The organism is Leucobacter faecis (assembly GCF_054456695.2).
In genome coordinates, this window is record NZ_JBTJER020000011.1 from 72,153 (window position 1) to 88,983 (window position 16,831).

Below are 16,831 nucleotides of genomic sequence, written 5' to 3' on the forward strand. Positions count from 1 at the left end.
CGCGGCCCCGCGATCCAGGCTTGGGTGCTGCGACTCGCTTCGTTCGAGCAGCCGGACGGGGGAACACCGCGGCCCCCACACCGCGAAACGCATCAATCACGCCAATGGCATCAGTGTTCGCGAATTATTGATGCTTGACGCTGGATCGATGCTCGAGACGCTGGCTCTGCCCGCTGCCTGCACTCGGCCGGAGGCGCGGCTACGCGGGCAGGCGGGGAATCGCCGAGATGAGCGACCGCGTGTAAGCCTCGCGGGGTGATACCAGCAGCTCGCGCGTCGGCCCCACCTCGACCAGTCGACCCTTCTCGAGCACCGCCGTGCGGGCGCAGGTCGCCGCGACCGAGCCGAGGTCGTGCGACACCATCACCAGCGCGAGCCCGTGCGTCTCGCGCAGCGAGTTCACGAGTTCGATCACCTGCGTGCGTGTGCTCACGTCGAGCGCGCTCACCGGCTCGTCGGCGATGAGCACGCGCGGCGCCACCACCGTCGCCCGCGCGATCGCGATGCGCTGCCGCTGCCCACCCGAAAACTCGTGCGGGTACCTGTTGCCCGCGTCTGCGGGTAGCCCCACCGATTCGAGTGCGGCCAGCGCCCGACTGCGGGCGGTAGCACCGCGCGCGAGTCCCAGGGACTCGAGCGGCTCTGACACGATGCGGTCAATGCGTTGCCGCGGGTCGAGCGACGAGTACGGGTCTTGAAACACGGCCTGCACCGACCCGCGAAACCGCCGCATCAGTGCACGATCACGCAGGTTGAGCGGCGCCCCCTCAAACAACACTTCGCCACGGCTGGGAGCCGCGAGCCCCAAAAGCAGCGCCAGAAGCGTCGACTTGCCCGCGCCAGACTCCCCCACGATGCCCACCGAGTCACCAGCGCCAATCGCGAGGTCGATACCCGACAGTGTCAGCTGTTTACCGTACGAAAAGTCGACCCCGCGGGCCTCTATCAACGGCTGGGCCGCAATCGTGGTCATCGTTCCTCATCACCCTCTGCATCAGTGTTCCCGGCAGCTTCGCCCGCACCAGCGTCACCCGCCGCATCACCAGCAGCTACCCCGTCGAGGGCTGCATCGAGCGCCCGCGCGTGCGCCACGAGCTGCGCGGTGTACGGGTGCGACGGGGCCCGCAGCAGCGCGCCCACCGCCCCCTCTTCGACCACGTCGCCGCGCTGCAACACGAGCACGCGGTCGGTCATGCGCGACACCACCGCGAGGTCGTGGCTCACAAACAAGAGCCCCATGCCGCGCTCGGCCACCAGCCGATCGAGCAGGGCGAGCACCTCGGCTTGCACGGTCACGTCGAGCGCGGTGGTCGGCTCATCGGCGACGAGCAGGCGCGGCCCAGCAGCGAGCGCAATAGCAATCGCGACCCGCTGCCGCTGCCCGCCCGAGAGTTCATGCGGAAAAGCCCGTGCGAACCTCGGCTCAAAAAGACTCACCTCGGCGAGCGCCTTCGACACCGCGGCGCCGAGGGCGGCACCGCGCAATCCGAGGTGGCGGCGCATCGGCTCAGCGATCTGTTTGCCCACCCGCATGAGCGGGTCGAGCGCGGTGAGTGGTTCTTGAAATACCATGCCAGAGACTGCGCCCCGCAGCGGCTTCAGTGCGCCCTCCGAGGCGCCCACGGTTTCGACGCCGTCGAGCCGCACCGACCCGGTGGCGGTGAGCCCGGCCGGCAGCAGGCCGGTCAGGGCAAGCGAGGTGAGGGATTTGCCTGATCCGGATTCGCCGATGAGCCCCACTCGCTCGCCGGGCGCGACCGTGAACGACAGTGAGTTCACGAGGCGGGCCGCGCCCGCATCGATCGAGAGGCCGTTCACCCGCAACAGTTCGGGCGGAGTTGCAGCGGCGCTCATGCGGCACTCCCCTTTCGGCGGGTGGGGTCGGCGACGTCGCGCAGGCCGTCGGCTATGAAGTTCACGCCGAGCACGAGCACGACGAGCGCGATTCCGGGTGCGATCGCGGCGGCGGGAGCCACGAGCACGGTGCCCTGTGCCTCCTGCAGCAGCCGCCCCCATGAGGCGTTGGGCGGCGGCGCGCCGAGCCCCAGGTACGACAGGCTCGCCTCGGCGAGTACCGCGGCGCCAAACTGCAGCGCGAACGTGACGTACAGCGTGGGCGCCATGTTGGGCAGCAGGTGCCGGCGCACGATGCCCCAGGTCGAGGTGCCGCTCGTGCGGGCGGCCGTCACGAACTGCGCCGACACGATGCCCTTCGCGAGGATGCGGGCGATGCGGGCGACGACCGCCGACATGGCGAGGCCGATTGCGACGATCGCTGATCCCAGCGACGGCGGCTGCAGCGCGACGATAAGCATGGCCGTGAGCAGCACCGGGAAGGCGATCGCGACGTCGATGAACGCCGAGATGGCGTCGTCGACCCACGCGGTTGCAAGCGCCGCCACGAGCCCAATCGCGACACCCAACACGGCCGCAATCGCGACCGACCCGGCGCCGACCGCGAGCGCGATGCGGGCACCGACCATCAGCTGGCTCGCGAGGTCGCGGCCCAGCTTGTCGGTGCCGAACAGGTGCTCGAGGCTGGGGCCCTCGAGCCGCCCGCCCGACGTATCGTCGAGCGCGTACGGCAGCCACACAAGCGACACGAGGGCCGCCAGCACGACGAGGCCCACCATCGCGGCGCCCGCCCACAGGGTGATGCTGCGCGGGCGCTTTTTTGATCCGGATCCCCCTGCCGCGATGCCCGCGGCAGCGAGGGAGCTCACGGCGTGCTGGCCCGTGGTGCGCTCGCCCGTGGGGCCCGTCTCGCCCTGGCCAGTCATGGGCGCGGTCATGCGCTCACCCCCGCGGTCTTGCGCAGGCGGGGGTCGACGAGGCGCTGCGCGAGATCGGCGGTGAAGCCGACGAGCAGCACCATGAGCGTGGTCACCACGAGCACTCCTTGGATAGCGGCGAAGTCGTGCTTGGCGATGCCGTCGACGAGGTAGCTGCCGAGCCCCGGCAGCGCGAACACGCTCTCGACGACGACCGCGCCCAGCAGGGTTGACGCGAGCTCGATACCGAGAATCGAGATCACCGGCACCGAGCCGTTGCGCAGGCCGTGGCGCCACAGCGCCTCACCAAACCCCGATCCGTGCGCGCGGGCCGTGCGTAGGTAGTCGCTGCCGAGCACGTCGAGCGTGGCCGAGCGCACGTACCGGGTCAACGATGCTCCCATGACGATGGCGATCGAGATGGCAGGCAGTGCGAGCGATGAGAGCGCGTCTTGCGGGTAGGCCCAGTCGTCGGTCGGAAACCCTCCGGTCGGAAACCAGCCGAGCATGAGGCCGAAGATCCACACGAGGATCATGCCGATCCAAAACACGGGCACCGCGATGCCCAGCTGGGCGACGCCCGAGAGGGCGACGCCGTACCAGCGGTCGGCGCGCACGGCGCTCGTAACACCCGCGACGAGGGCAACGATCACCGCCCCCACGAACGCGATGAGTGTGAGCGGGATCGTGACCTGCAGCCGCGCCGCCACGTCGGGGCCGATCGCGGCGCCGGTGATGACCGATTCACCAAGATCGAAGCGCAGCATTTGCGCTGCCCACGCACCGAACTGCACGAGCAGCGGCTTATCGGAGCCGACCTGTGCCTGGGCGGCCGCGATCTGCTCATCTGTTGCGCCCACCGAGAGCAGCGCGTTGGCGGGGTCGCCCGGCAGCATGCGCAACAGTACAAAAATCAGCACCATTGCGATGGCGAACGACCCCAGCAGCAGCGCGCCGCGCCGCAGCACGTATGCGAGCATAGGCGACTACTTCTTCACAATGTCGTACGCGAAGAACTGCGAGTTGAGACCGTTGACGGGATACCCCGACACTTTGTCAGACGCGACGACGATCTGCGGGTAGAGGTACAGCCAGACACTCGCCGCGTCGGTGGCGATCTGACGGTTGGCCTTGCGCAGCAGGTCGGTCTGCTCAGCCTCGGTGGCGGCCTGCTCGGCCTCGCTGATCCACTTGCTCACTTCAGCGTTGTCGTAGCCCCAGTAGAAGTCGGGGTTGCCGTACCAGACGACGTCGCGGTCATTGACGTGCTCTTGCAGCGTCGCCTCGAAGTCGCGCTCCTTGAACACCTTCGTGTACCACTCGTCGGCGCTGATCGTGTTGATCTTGACGTCGATGCCCACCTTTTTGAGCTCTGACTGCAAGAGCTCTGCGACCGCGGGGTGCGGGTCATAGCTGGGGGTGTCGAGCGTGAACTCGAAGCCGTCTGGCAGGCCCGCTTCTTTGAGCAGCTTTTCTGAGCGCGCCGGGTCGTAGGGGTTGAGGTCGTTCAGGTCTTCATACCAGGGGTCGCTCGGCGGCACCATCGAGCCGATCAGGGTGCCGTAGTCGCCCCAGATCGCGTTCAGCAGCTTCTCGCGGTCGATCGCCGAGTAGACGGCCTGGCGCACCTTGGCATCGTCGAAGGGCGCAACGCGGTCGTTGAACGCGAGCAGCTCCTTGGTGGTCGACTGGCCCTCGCTGATCGTAAACCCGCCCTCTTGCTCGAACTGCGGCAGCGAGTCTGGGTTCTGCACGCTCGTAATCAGGTCGACGCGGCCGCTGCGCAGCGCGGTGTCTTCGGCCGTTGCGTCGGTGAAGTAGTTGAACACGACCTGCTTGTTGGTCGCTTTGTCGCCCCAGTAGTCGTCCCAGCGGTCGAGCGTGAGGGTTGAGCCGCGCTTCCACTCACCGAGCGTGTACGGGCCGGTGCCGTCGGCCTGCTTCTCAATGTCGGTGGCATCTGCGTTAATGATCCACACGTACGAAAGGAGGTACGGCAGCGAGATCGACGGCTGGTCGAGCGTAAACACGACCGTGTGCTCGTCGGGGGTTTCGATGCCCGTGATGACCTCGAGGCTTCCCTTGCGCGCCGACTGCGAGTCGGGGGCGAGTACGGCTTCGATGCTGGCCTTCACGTCTTCGGCGGTGAGGGCCTTGCCCGACTGAAACTTCACGTCGTTGCGCAGCGTGTACGTGTAGGTGAGGCCGTCATCGCTGACCTCGTGGCCCGTCGCGAGCAGCGGTGTGACCGTGCCGTCGTCGTTCAGCTTTGACAGGCTCTCGTACACATTGCCGGTGAGCGCCTCGGTTACGCCCTGGCCGCCGCCCGCGGTGTTACTCAGGTTCACCGGCTCGTAGAGTGAGCCGATCGAGATCGTGGCGTCTGGGCCGATCGCCCCGCCGCGGTCTTGGCCGCCTGACCCTGCGCAGCCTGTAAGGGCGAGCGCCGAGACGGCGAGCACGCCTGCTGCGGCGAAGAGGTGCTTCTTGAACGAGGGCATCGGGGTTCCTTTGGAGTGCGTTGGGTTTGGGGCTTGGGTGACTGCGGCCTGGGTGACTGCGGCTGCTTGCTTGGGCGCTGCGACGAACGAGCCCCGTTCCGGATCAGGGCCTGCGCGTCAGATGAAGCGCGTCACACCAGCGCGTCGTAAATGTCGAAACCGCCCGAGAAGACGGGCAGCTTCTCGCCCGCGGTGACCGGCCAGGGGAGGCGGTTTTGCGGGGGCGGCATGGGGCAGTTGTACTGCGCCGAGAACCCGCACGGGGGCACGAAGGCGCGGTTGAAGTCGAGCCGCACCGGGCGCGCTGACGCCCGCGTGATGGTGTTGGCGTCAGCGTCAGCTTCAGCTTCAGCTTTCGTCTCGCCATCGGTGAACTCGACGAACAAGAACCGGCCAGAGCCGTACGTCTGGGTGTCGTCGGTCGCGGTGTTCGTGGGGTCACCGAAGACGAGTAGCAGCGTGCCGTCGTCGTCGAAGGCAGCGAGAGTGAAGCTCTGCCCGTCGCGCTCAAACGTAATATCGCCGGGCACCACAAGGTCGCGTGTGCCACCGGCATCGCGAATGTGCTCAAACGGCACGGTGCGATCGGCCGCAACGGGGGTAAAGGTCGCGTCGACCACCCAGTCGGGGTTGTAGTCAAACGTGTCGACGTGCTCGAAGGCTCGAATCGCCTGCGAATGCGCATCCCAGACCCGCAGGCCGTACTCGGGTTCGCCGGTGCCGATGTTGCGGCGCGACAGCTCAGTGACAGTGACGGCGTCAGTCGTGCGCGCCTGAGCCACCTGCGCGGCCGCGTCTTCGGCGGAGGTGCCGGTGGGCAGCCACCGCGTCAGCGTGAGGCTCAGGTTGCCGGTGGGGGCGATCAATGCTTCGTGGCGACTCTCGCGCCATACATCGTGCGCGGCCTGGGGTGTAGCGGTCGTCAAGTCGGTGTCCTTCGTCGCGCTCATTACTCGATTATTGCAATACGAGCTATTCACTTACTGAAAGCATGGCGCATAACCCCTACCGCGCACGAATCGGCCGCACCACACCCGACACACAGCGTCACACAGCTGGCGGTCGCCCCGCCAGCTGTGTGTCAGCCCTCCAGTATTGATCAGCGGGCCCGGGTTTGCCCAAAGAAGTCGCGCTCCCACTCGGCCGACACGGCAAACGCACGCCACGCTTCGGCCCTCGTCTGCTCGTGTGCAGCGGTCACTGCCGCAGCCACGTAGCTGATCGCTTGCTCGGTGGCGACGGCAAATGCGGGGTCATCGTAGGTGTCAAGCCACTCGGCGTACGGGTGATCGCTCGAACGCGCATACTCGCCGAGATGCCCGCCCTTGAGGCGCGTGCCAATATCGGTGTACATCCAAAAACACGGTAGCGCCGCCGCTGCGGCCACCGCGTACCCCCTCGTAGTGGCCGCGAGCAGATGCGAGATGTAGCCGTCTGTAACGCGCGAACGCTGGGTCGCTCCCCCGAGTCGAGTCGACGTGCCGGCCTGGGCCACCCCACCCGCAACCGGTTCGCCAGCAGCCACGCCAACACCGGCAGCAACACCGGCAGCGACACCGGCGCTCAGCCGCTCCTCGTGCAGCGCATATTCACCCGCGATTGCGCCCTTGGCGCTGTCGGCCCAGAACTGCTGTTCTTGCGACGACGGCGCCAATGCTGAGATGCGCGCCAGCACGCGGGCATACTCACGCAAGTACAGCGCATCTTGCGCCACGTAGAACAAGAAGTCTGCGCGGTCGAGAGTGCCGTCGGCGAGCTGCGTAATGAATCCGAGTTCGTCTGTCTCTTGACGCACCCGAGCGATGCCCTGCCACCAATCCTCCCGCAGCCGCTTAGTGGCGACCCCGCCAGCCCCACACTCAGACCCACCAACACCAACGCCAACACCCACACCCACGCCCACACCCACGGTCGCCAACCCGCCGCGCTGCCACATCCCGGCGAAGTGGTGCACGGGCCCTGCCCCGCCGCCAACGTCGAGTGAGTCAGCGGCTTCGATCGCCTCGCGTAACCACTGTTTTGACTCGGCGACAGCGTCGCTCCAGTCGATGCCCCGGGCCGCTCGGGCCGCGATGCCCGCCGACAGCGAGCACCCGGTGCCGTGGGTATTGCGGGTCGCGATCCGGCGCCCCGCATACTCCTGCGCCGCCCCCGATGGCAGCACAAGCGCGTCGGGCACCGCGTCCCCCGCGAGGTGCCCGCCCTTCGCAAGCACGCGCACGCCACACTGCTTCGCCAGTTCTGCGGCCTGTGCGAGCGCCGCCGCCCAGTCTTCTGCTTCAGGCTCGCCCACGAGCACTGCCAATTCGGGCAGATTCGGAGTCACCAGGTCTGCCAGCGGCAGCAATCGTCGCAGCGCTGCTACAGCCTGCTCGTCAAGCAGCGCGTCACCGCTCGCTGCGATCATCACGGGGTCAATCACCACGCGCGGCGGCCGCACCCGCTCCAGCCACGCCCGTACCGTGTCAATCACGGCGTCGTTCGCGAGCATGCCAATCTTGACCGCATCGATGCGCACATCGTCACTCACGGCGTCAAGCTGTGCCGCCAAGAACGCTGTGGGCGGGATGTGCACCTCACGCACGCCCCTGGTGTTCTGCGCCACGAGCGCCGTCACCACGGCCATGCCATAGCCGCCGCCCGCCGCAATCGCCTTCAGGTCGGCCTGCACTCCAGCACCGCCCGTCGGGTCGGTGCCCGCGATCGACAGCACGTTCGGCGTCGAACTCGCTCGCGCACGCTTCGTGGGCCCCGCGGCAGGCAGCGCCTGCTCGCGCAGCGCTTCTGCGGACGGTTCCTGCTCGCACCGCGGAGACGCGGCCAACTGCCACGCGCGTACAAACTGCCGTGCTGCCGCCTCGGCATCGGGCGCGGCCGCGATCGCCGACACTACTGCAAGCCCCGCGGCCCCCGCGCGCCGCAGTGCGGCGGCGTCCCCTACTTCAACGCCGCCAATCGCCACACACGGCAGACCCAGCTGCGCAGCGCGGGCCGCGAACCGTTCAAACCCACTCACGCCAAGCGGCTCAGGGTGATCGGGCTTCGTGCTGGTGGGCCGGATCACGCCCACCCCCAAGTGATCAACAGTTCCCGCGGGCAACGCGGCTACCGCGTCGAGATGCTCGGGGGCATTGGCGGTGAGTCCAATAACGGCGTCGGGCCCGAGCGCCTCACGCGCGCCCAACACAGCGGTGTCGCCCTGCCCCAGGTGCACACCATCGACGCGGATTCCACGCTTGCGCGCTTCGAGCACTACATCAAGCCGGTCGTTGATGAGCAGCGGCACTCTACCCGCGATGGCAGCGGCGACCCGCTCGGTTTCGTCAAGCAGCTCGTCAAAGCTTGCGTGTTTATCGCGCAGCTGCACGATCGTGGCCCCTCCATCTACCGCCTGACGCACCGTTTCAGCTACGCCGCGGGGGCCGCTCAGCGCTCTGTCGGTGATGAAGTAGACGTCGAGTTGCACGTTCACGCTGCCACCTCAAATCGAGCCTGCGCGGCCACTGCTGTGGGCGTCACTGCGGCGAGCGCGTCGAGAAAGTGCGCGGCGAATGTGCCGGGACCTTCGCACGCGAGCGCGGCATGCTCGGCAGCAACGCTGTAGACGGCGTGCGCGGCCGCGACCGCAGTGAGCGCAGGTATGTCTGCCCGCACCCCCAAGAAGGCCGCGATCACCGAACCGAGTGCGCAGCCGCCTCCCGTCACCCGCGTGAGCAGTGCGCTTCCGCCCAGTACGCGCACCACGGTTGCACCGTCAGTGATGAGGTCACGGTCGCCCGATACCGCAACGACGGTACCGGGCTGGCGGGTGGCGATCCGGAGCGCTGCGGGCAGTGCCTGATCGACGTCGTCAGCTGCGTCGGTGCCGCGCCCGCCGTCGCCGAGCCCCGCGAGCGCAATGATTTCTGATGCGTTGCCGCGCACCGCCGTGGGGCCGGCCGCGAGAAGTTCGTGGGCGAGGGCCGTGCGAATGGGCAGTAGGCCCACCGCGACGGGGTCGAGTACCCAGGGCGTGCCGCCTAAAGCGGCGCCCGGCACGGCTTCGGCGATGGCGCCGCGCTGCTCGGGGGTCGGTGTGCCCAGGTTGATGAGCAGACCATCGGCGACCTCGGCGAACGCTCCGGCTTCGCCCACGATGTCGACCATGGCCGGGGCCGCTCCCAGCGCCAGGAGCACGTTGGCCGTGAAGTTGGGCACCACATTATTGGTGATGGAGTGGGTGAGCGGGCTGCGCCGTCTCACCTCCGCCAGCAGCTGGTGGGTGGCCGTGGCCAGGTTTGCGGGTGTACAAAATAGACGATCGCTCACGCGACATCCCTTCGCTAGTACGAACTAGATCAGGTTCGACGGGTGTGGTCTCAGCCGCTTACGCGGCACCCCGTGTCACTTGCAGTGTGAGCCTATCGCACGGTGCGCGTCGACCGCATCAATCAGGCTGCGGCCCGTCGCTGGGCTCCCAGGCGCTCACTGCCACGCTCGCTCCCGGCACGATGTCGAGCGGCGTGCGCGGCGGCCATGCGTGCCGTTCGTCTCCCGGCACGAGCGCGCTGTACACCTGAGCTGCCACGAGCTCACCCTGCGTCGAGTTCGCATTCCAACCGATGCCGCTCGATGCCCAAGCTCCTGGCTCGAGCGTGATCGCCGCGGGCCCCGCATCTTGCCGCATGAAAGAGCCCCCGCGTGACAGCTCTGCATCGAGTAGGTGGCCATTTTGATCGGCGAACGCAATGTCGGGATACCCCTCGAGCACGCACGACTCCTCACCGCCGTTCACGACGCGCAGCGTCAATAGGCGATGCCCCGTCGCTGCATCGGGGCCATCGAACATGAGCGTCGTGTCTGCGGCGCTGCACCACGCTGGGTCGCGCGGTGGCGCGCCCTCGTCGCGGCTGGGCACGGGATCTCCCTCGGCAGTCGAATCTGGCAGGGCACCAACGCTTAAAACCCCGGCTGCTTCTGCCGCGTCTCGCTCTGCTTGGGCCAGCTCGGCCTGCGTGACCCGCGTGTGCACGCGCGCGCCCTCGCTCGACACCGCCGTGTACGCGACGGCGAGCGCTACCGCCGCCAGCACGGGCAGCACCGCGCCCACAAATGCGCCGGGGCGGCGCGGCGGCGCGATGTTTCTGGGCCCGGGCGCTCCAGGGGCTCCGGGCCTTTCACCGGCACCGGCACCGGGCCCTTCGCCGGCACCGCCGCTGTTCACCTCTTGATCCGGATCAAGCCCAGCGCCCGCAGTAGCCTCGAGCTCCGCCTCGAGCTGTGCCGCCCGCACCGCCTCGCGCAGCGTGACCCGATCGAGCGACCGGGCCACCAGCGCCGCAACCCACCCGTAGAGCACCCCAAAGTAGGCGCCCAGTGCAGCGTACGAGCCGAGGCTGGCGATGGATAGCTGAGACCTGAGCCCCTCCCCCACGCTGGGGATCGGGCCAAAGCCCAGCAGCACGCCTACGTCGGTCGCGATGCCCACGACGGTCGAAGCCAGAATCATCGCGAGCCAGGCACGCCCGGCCCCCACCCAGCCGAAGGAGGGGCCGCGCGCCTGCAGCAGCAGGATCGCGGCGGTACCAATGCCGACGGCGAGCGCGCCGAGCAGTGCGCTGGTGTAGCCCCACACGCCGGGCCACATCCACACGGCGCCGGGCATCGTGTGCGGCACCACCGCCTGTAGCAGCCACCCCACGCTGGTGAACCAGGTCAGCGCCTGCGCGACGCCCCCAACCACCAGCCACAGGAGGCCCGCGGTTGCGCTGGGCCAGAGGACGCTACGCCGCATCATGTTCATCGTCGCCCTACATCACCAGGTCGGGATCACCAGGTCTGGATCACCAGATCGAGACGCGCTCGGCCTCGTCGAGCCACAGCCCATCGCCGGGCTGCGTCTCGAACGCGGTGTGAAACGCCTCGAGGTTCTTGACGATCTGGTTGCAGCGAAACTCGTTGGGCGAGTGCGGGTCGATCGTGAGCAGTCGCACGGTCTCTGCGGGGCGCGACTTCTGCTGCCACGCCTGCGACCAGGCAAGGAAGAAGCGTTCGGCTCCCGTGAGGCCGTCGATCACCGGCGACTCGGCCCCGGCGAGCGAGCGCAGATACGCCTTCCACGCGATCTCGAGGCCAGAGAGGTCACCGATGTTCTCGCCGATGGTGAGCTCACCGTTGACCTTCTGGCCGTCTGCGCCCTCGGGTGACAGCTCGTTGTACTGCTCGATCAGCGCGCCGGTCAGCTTCTCGAACGCCTCACGGTCGCCCTCCGTCCACCAGTCGACGAGCTTGCCGTCGCCGTCGTAGCGCGAGCCCTGGTCGTCGAAGCCGTGACCGATCTCGTGCCCGATCACCGCACCGATCGCGCCGAAGTTCGTCGCCGCGTCCCACGCCACGTCAAAGAACGGCGGCTGCAAGATGGCGGCGGGGAACACGATCTCGTTGAAGCCCGGGTTGTAGTACGCGTTGACCGTCTGCGGGGTCATAAACCACTCGTCGTGGTCGATGGGCTTGCCGATCTTGGCGAACTCGCGTGCGAACTCATACTCAGCGACGTGGCGCGAGTTGCCCAGCAGGTCACCCGAGTCTGCGGCGAGCGCCGAGTAGTCACACCACTTGACGGGGTAACCAATCTTGGGCGTGAACTTGTCGAGCTTGTCGAGGGCGCGCTCGCGGGTTTCGGGGCTCATCCACGACAGTGAGGTGATCGAGTCGCGGTAGGCCTCGATCAGGTGGCCGACGAGTTCGTCCATCGCGCCCTTCGAGTTTTCGTCGAAGTGACGCTCAACGTAGAGCTTGCCTACCGCCTCGCCCATCGCCCCCTCAACAAACGAGACGCCACGGCGCCAGCGGTCGCGCTGCTCGGGTGCACCGGTGAGCGCGGTGCCGTAGAAGTCGAAGTTGGCGCGTGAAATCTCTTGCGACAGAAGCGCCGCGGCCCCGCGCACGATCGACCAGGTGAGCCAGGCCTTCCATGCTTCGAGCTCGCTATCGACGAGCAGCGCAGCAAGCCCGGCGAGGGCCTCAGGCTGGGCGGCGACGACCTCGGCGAACGCAGACTCGGGGGCGCCCATCGCGGCAAGGTAGGTGGGCCAGTCAAGCTCGGGAGTGATCTCGCCGAGCCCCTCGAACGTGCGCAGGTTGTACAGCTTTTGAATGTCGCGGCTGGCGACCTTGTCCCAGTGAGACTCGGCGATGCGCGCTTCGAGCCCGTAGGCGAGCTCGGCGACGCGTTCGGCGTCAGCCACGCCCGCGAGCGCCAGCATGCGCGCAATGTGGGCGCGGTACTGCTCGCGAATCTCGGCGAACTGCTCTTCGCGGTAGTACGACTCGTCGGGCAGGCCAATGCCGCCCTGCATCACGAACACGATGTAGCGCTCGGGGTTACCCGGGTCGTTGTCGATGAACATACCGTAGAAGCCGCTGAGCCCCTGCCGCTCGAGCTCGGCCACGAGCGCCACCAGCTCGGTGATTGAAGTGACCTCGGCCGCACGCGCGAGATCCGGCGCGATGGGCTGGGCCCCCAGTGCGTCGACGCGCTCCGTGTCCATGAAACTCGCGTACAGGGCCGCGACCTTGTCGGCCTCGGTCTGGGCGGGGGCGCCGGCCGCGGGGGCCTCAGTGCCGGTGATGATGTCGCGCACAGCGGCCTCGGCGTTCTCGGCGAGAACGGCGAAGGAGCCATAGCGAGCCTTATCGCCGGGAATCTCGGTGCGGTCGATCCAGCGGCCGTTGACGTGACGATAGAGATCGTCTTGCGGGCGGGTCGCGGGGTCGAGTTCTGCGAGGTCGATGCCTGAGATTTGACCTGAGATGCTGCCTGATACGGGGCCGGAGGCGGGCGCTGCGTTGCTCATGCGTCAAGCCTAGCGGGCGCCCCGGGCCGCGTGGCGAGAGTCAGCTGGCGGCGTAGCGGCGGGCGCAGCCCGGTAGCGTTGCGTGTATGCCCCGCACGCCCCAGTCCCCGCGCGACCGCGCTCAGCGCGCCGTCATCGACCGCCGGATCGCGCACCTCGCGCTCCCCGCGCTCGGCGCGCTCATCGCCGAGCCACTGTTTCTCATTGCCGACTCGGCGATGGTGGGGCACCTGGGCGCCGCCCCGCTTGCGGGGCTCGCGGTCGCGAGCGCGATTTTGCAGACCGCGGTGGGGCTGATGGTGTTTCTCGCTTACTCGACGACTCCGCTCGTCGCCCGGCGGCGGGGTGCGGGCGATCTCACTGGTGCAGTACAGGCGGGCATCGATGGGCTGTGGCTGGCGCTCGGCATCGGTGTCATCGTGGGCGGCGTGCTGTGGCTCAGTTCGGGCCCCCTGGTGACTGCCTTTGGAGTCGACGCCGAGACCGCGGCCGCGGCTCTCGCGTACCTCAAGATCTCGTGCCTCGGTGTGCCCGCGATGCTGCTCGTGTTCGCAGCGAGCGGGCTGTTGCGCGGGCTCATGGACACCCGCACACCGCTCGTCGTGGCGACGATCGCGTTCGCCGCGAACGTCGGCCTCAACTGGATGTTCATTTACGTGCTCGGCTACGGTGTCGCGGGCAGCGCTATCGGCACGGTGATCGCGCAGTGGGGCATGGTTGCCGTCTACCTCGCCGTGATTGCGCGGCACGCGCGCCAGGCCGGCGCGGGCGCCTGGCCCCGGCGCGACGGACTCGGGCACGCTGGCCGCAGCGGCTGGTGGTTGTTTGTGCGCACGCTCGGGCTGCGCGCGGCCCTACTCGCGACCGTGTTTGCAGCAACGAGTCACGGCACCGCCGCCACCGCCGGGTACCAAGTTATCTTCACCGTTTTTTCGACCGCCGCGTTCGCGCTCGACGCGCTCGCCATCGCCGCGCAGGCGCTCGTGGGTGACGCGCTCGGCGCCCGCGACGCCCCCCGCGCGAAGGCGATCGTGCGGCGTTGCGTGTTCTGGGGCGTCGCCTGCGGCGTCGCGATCGGCGCGCTGCTCGCCGCGCTCAGCCCGGTGCTCGGCCTCGTATTCACGAGCGACGAGCGGGTGCTCTCGATCTTGCCCGCCGCGGTGCTCACGCTGGGTATCTCACTGCCGCTGGGCGGCTTCGTGTTCGTGCTCGACGGCGTGCTCATGGGCGCGGGCGACGCCCGCTACCTCGCGTGGACGAGCCTCGTGAACCTCGCGTTCTACCTGCCCGTGCTGTGGGCGATCACGGTGCTCGTGCCCACCGGCACCGCCGCGCTCGTCGCGCTCACTGCCGGGTTTACGCTCGTGTTTATGCTCGCCCGCGCGCTCACCCTCGGGCTGCGCGCTCGGGGCGACCGCTGGGTGGTGCTTGGGGCCTAAGCTCCGGATCGTTTCAAGCTGCCGCACCCCGCCCCCGCACACCCGGTGGCCGCGCCATCGCGTGCTCGGTGGCTTTGCGCCTGGCCGCGTTGGTACGCTGAATCGTCGACCTTATCGGGTCGCGCGACCACAGGAGTATCGTGCATCACCAGGCCTCAGGCGACACCCGCTTCGCTGCCCGCTGGACCTACGGCGTCCTCGCCATATTCGCTCTGTTGGGCACCGGGTTTGGCAGCTGGTTGAGTCGTTTGCCAGCGCTGCGCGACCACCTCGGAGCGTCAACGTTTGAGATGAGTCTGATCGGGCTCACGCTCGCGCTGGGCTCGGTCACGGGTCTCGTGCTGTCGGGCCGCACCGTGTCACGGTTTGGCGCGCGCCGCGTCCTCGCCGCGTTTGTCGTCACGCAAACCGTGATGCTGCCGCTCGCCGCGACGTTATTTTGGCTGGGGCTCGTTGTACCTGCGATCATCGCGCTCGCCGTCTTTGGGTTCACGTTTGCGACGAGTGACGTCGCGATGAACGTGAGCGGCGCCGGCGCCGAGCGAGCACTCGGCAAACCCCGCATGTCACTGTTTCACGCCGGATACAGTCTCGGCAGCGTGACGTCGATGGGTCTTGGTGCCCTCGCCGAAAGCGCAGGCGTCGCCGTGCCGGTACACCTGGGCATCATCTACCTGATCGTGCTGGTGGGCGTTTTCGTCGCCCTGCGCGTGCTACCCGGCGGGGTCGAGCTCGACCACGAGGCTGTCGCCGCTCCCACACCCGCACCTGCGTCTGCTCCTGCGTCCGACCTGAAACCACAGGACGGGTACACGCCGTGGCGCGACCCGCGCATTCTCGTGATCGGTCTCATCGCCATGAGCATGAGCCTTGCCGAGGGCACAGCAAGCGACTGGCTGCCTCTCGCTCTCGCAGACGGCCGCGGCTTCCCTAACGACACCGCCGCTCTGCTGCTCGCTGCCTTCTTTATTTCGATGACGCTTACGCGCTTGTCTGGAGCCTGGGTGCTGCCTCGCTTTGGCCGCGTCACGGTGCTGCGCGCCGGTGCCGTGCTCATTGCCATCGGTGTTGCTGCCACCATCCTCGTGCCCTCCCCCATCGCGATCGTGGCGGGTGCGGTGCTCTGGGGTATGGGTTGCGCGTTTGGATTTCCCGTCGGTATCTCGGCGGCGGCTGACGACCCTAAGACCGCTGTGAAGGGGGTCGCCGCGGTGTCTGCGATCGCCTACACCGCGTTTCTACTCGGCCCCATGCTCATCGGCTTCCTCGGTGAACACCTGGGCCTGCTGCCCGCATTCTGGCCACTCGTCGGGTTTGCTGTTTTCGTGTTTATCGCCTCAGGCGTTGCTCGTGAACGCGGGGTACCAGCAGGTGCGAACGGCTAGACTGACGCGGTGCGTATTGTTGTTGCTGATTGCTCCGTTGACTATGCAGGGCGTCTCTCTGCTCACCTACCCCGCGCGAAGCGTGTGCTCATGCTGAAGGGCGACGGCAGCATTCTCGTGCACTCTGACGGGGGCAGCTACAAGCCGCTGAACTGGATGAGCCCACCGTGCTCGCGCACCGTGCTCGAGTTAGAGGACGACCACAGGGCCGCCGGCATCATTGAGCTGTGGCAGGTGACGCAGAAGAAGACGGCCGACAAGCTCGTAGTCTCACTGTTCGAGATCCTGCACGACACCTCCTTCGATTTAGGGGTCGACCCCGGGCTCATCAAGGACGGCGTCGAGGCACACCTGCAGGAGCTGCTGGCAGACCAGATCGAGCTCGTGGGCGACGGCCACACGCTCGTACGTCGCGAGTACATGACCGCCATCGGCCCGGTTGACATTCTGGCGCGTGACGCGCTGGGCTCCTCGGTCGCAATTGAGATCAAGCGCCGCGGTGAGATCGACGGTGTCGAACAGCTCACCCGCTACCTTGACTTGATGAACCGCGACCCCCTGCTCGCACCAGTGGTGGGCGTCTTTGCGGCCCAAGAGATTAAGCCGCAGGCTCGCACGCTCGCAGAAGACCGCGGTATTCGATGCCTCGTGCTCGACTATGACGCGATGCGCGGCATGGAGGATCAGAACACACTGTTCTGAGGGTGGATCCTGCGACTCCTTCGTCGCGCAGGATGACGGAGGAGCTCGTTGCGGGGATAAAAAAGGGGCTGGTTCACTTGATCGTGAACCAGCCCCTTTATAAAAAGGTGTCCGGCGGTGTCCTACTCTCCCACACCCTCCCGAGTGCAGTACCATCGGCGCAGTCAGTCTTAGCTTCCGGGTTCGGAATGTGACCGG

At 67.7% G+C, this 16,831-nt stretch carries 13 protein-coding genes, 1 rRNA gene and 1 riboswitch; of the genes, 3 read left to right on the forward strand and 11 right to left on the reverse strand.

Features of this window, described 5'->3' with window-relative positions; translation table 11 throughout:
* Positions 1-199: 199 nt before the first annotated feature.
* The 10 genes from ACXR2W_RS11825 to ACXR2W_RS11870 all read right to left on the reverse strand — a co-directional run bounded on the left by ACXR2W_RS11825 (position 200) and on the right by ACXR2W_RS11870 (position 13,107).
* On the reverse strand, positions 200-973 hold the full coding sequence (locus ACXR2W_RS11825; RefSeq protein WP_458815842.1) for an ABC transporter ATP-binding protein: 774 nt from the start codon (positions 971-973) through the stop codon (positions 200-202).
* Positions 970-1,854, reverse strand: coding sequence for an ATP-binding cassette domain-containing protein (locus ACXR2W_RS11830; protein WP_458815840.1), 885 nt, complete (start codon positions 1,852-1,854; stop codon positions 970-972). Before ACXR2W_RS11830 ends, ACXR2W_RS11825 begins: the two co-directional genes overlap by 4 nt.
* On the reverse strand, positions 1,851-2,792 hold the full coding sequence (locus ACXR2W_RS11835; protein WP_458815838.1) for an ABC transporter permease: 942 nt from the start codon (positions 2,790-2,792) through the stop codon (positions 1,851-1,853). Before ACXR2W_RS11835 ends, ACXR2W_RS11830 begins: the two co-directional genes overlap by 4 nt.
* The gene (locus ACXR2W_RS11840) at positions 2,789-3,751 is read right to left on the reverse strand and encodes an ABC transporter permease (RefSeq protein ID WP_458815836.1); all 963 of its coding nucleotides are present in this window, start codon (positions 3,749-3,751) and stop codon (positions 2,789-2,791) included. Before ACXR2W_RS11840 ends, ACXR2W_RS11835 begins: the two co-directional genes overlap by 4 nt.
* Positions 3,752-3,757: 6 nt before the next feature.
* Entirely contained in the window at positions 3,758-5,272 is a 1,515-nt protein-coding gene (locus tag ACXR2W_RS11845; RefSeq protein ID WP_458815833.1) for an ABC transporter substrate-binding protein, read from the reverse strand.
* Positions 5,273-5,403: 131 nt separating this feature from the next.
* The gene (locus ACXR2W_RS11850; protein WP_458815831.1) at positions 5,404-6,222 is read right to left on the reverse strand and encodes a DUF1684 domain-containing protein; all 819 of its coding nucleotides are present in this window, start codon (positions 6,220-6,222) and stop codon (positions 5,404-5,406) included.
* A gap of 149 nt (positions 6,223-6,371) precedes the next feature.
* The gene (locus tag ACXR2W_RS11855; RefSeq protein WP_458815829.1) at positions 6,372-8,744 is read right to left on the reverse strand and encodes a bifunctional hydroxymethylpyrimidine kinase/phosphomethylpyrimidine kinase; all 2,373 of its coding nucleotides are present in this window, start codon (positions 8,742-8,744) and stop codon (positions 6,372-6,374) included.
* Complete coding sequence (gene thiM, locus ACXR2W_RS11860; protein WP_458815827.1) at positions 8,741-9,580, reverse strand: hydroxyethylthiazole kinase; 840 nt, start codon at positions 9,578-9,580, stop codon at positions 8,741-8,743. Before thiM ends, ACXR2W_RS11855 begins: the two co-directional genes overlap by 4 nt.
* A riboswitch (TPP riboswitch) is annotated at positions 9,570-9,663 on the reverse strand. (Overlaps the previous gene by 11 nt.)
* Before the next feature lie 35 nt (positions 9,664-9,698).
* On the reverse strand, positions 9,699-11,048 hold the full coding sequence (locus ACXR2W_RS11865; protein WP_458815825.1) for a DUF4232 domain-containing protein: 1,350 nt from the start codon (positions 11,046-11,048) through the stop codon (positions 9,699-9,701).
* Between the two features lie 46 nt (positions 11,049-11,094).
* Positions 11,095-13,107 carry a M13 family metallopeptidase gene (locus tag ACXR2W_RS11870; protein ID WP_458815823.1) on the reverse strand — a complete coding sequence of 671 codons (2,013 nt, stop codon included), beginning with the start codon at positions 13,105-13,107 and terminating at the stop codon, positions 11,095-11,097.
* An 86-nt stretch (positions 13,108-13,193) separates the two neighbouring features.
* Here ACXR2W_RS11870 and ACXR2W_RS11875 point away from each other — a divergent pair, with 86 nt between their 5' ends.
* The 3 genes from ACXR2W_RS11875 (at position 13,194) to nucS (ending at position 16,633) form a co-directional block, all read left to right on the forward strand.
* Positions 13,194-14,546 carry an MATE family efflux transporter gene (locus tag ACXR2W_RS11875; RefSeq protein WP_458815821.1) on the forward strand — a complete coding sequence of 451 codons (1,353 nt, stop codon included), beginning with the start codon at positions 13,194-13,196 and terminating at the stop codon, positions 14,544-14,546.
* Between the two features lie 140 nt (positions 14,547-14,686).
* The gene (locus tag ACXR2W_RS11880) at positions 14,687-15,931 is read left to right on the forward strand and encodes an MFS transporter (RefSeq protein WP_458815819.1); all 1,245 of its coding nucleotides are present in this window, start codon (positions 14,687-14,689) and stop codon (positions 15,929-15,931) included.
* A 9-nt stretch (positions 15,932-15,940) separates the two neighbouring features.
* A complete protein-coding gene (gene nucS / locus ACXR2W_RS11885; RefSeq protein ID WP_458815817.1) occupies positions 15,941-16,633 on the forward strand; it encodes an endonuclease NucS in 693 nt (230 codons plus the stop codon).
* Between the two features lie 109 nt (positions 16,634-16,742).
* On the opposite strand, the gene rrf is transcribed toward nucS, so the two are convergent.
* Positions 16,743-16,831, reverse strand: a 5S ribosomal RNA gene (gene rrf, locus ACXR2W_RS11890); the annotation flags it as partial.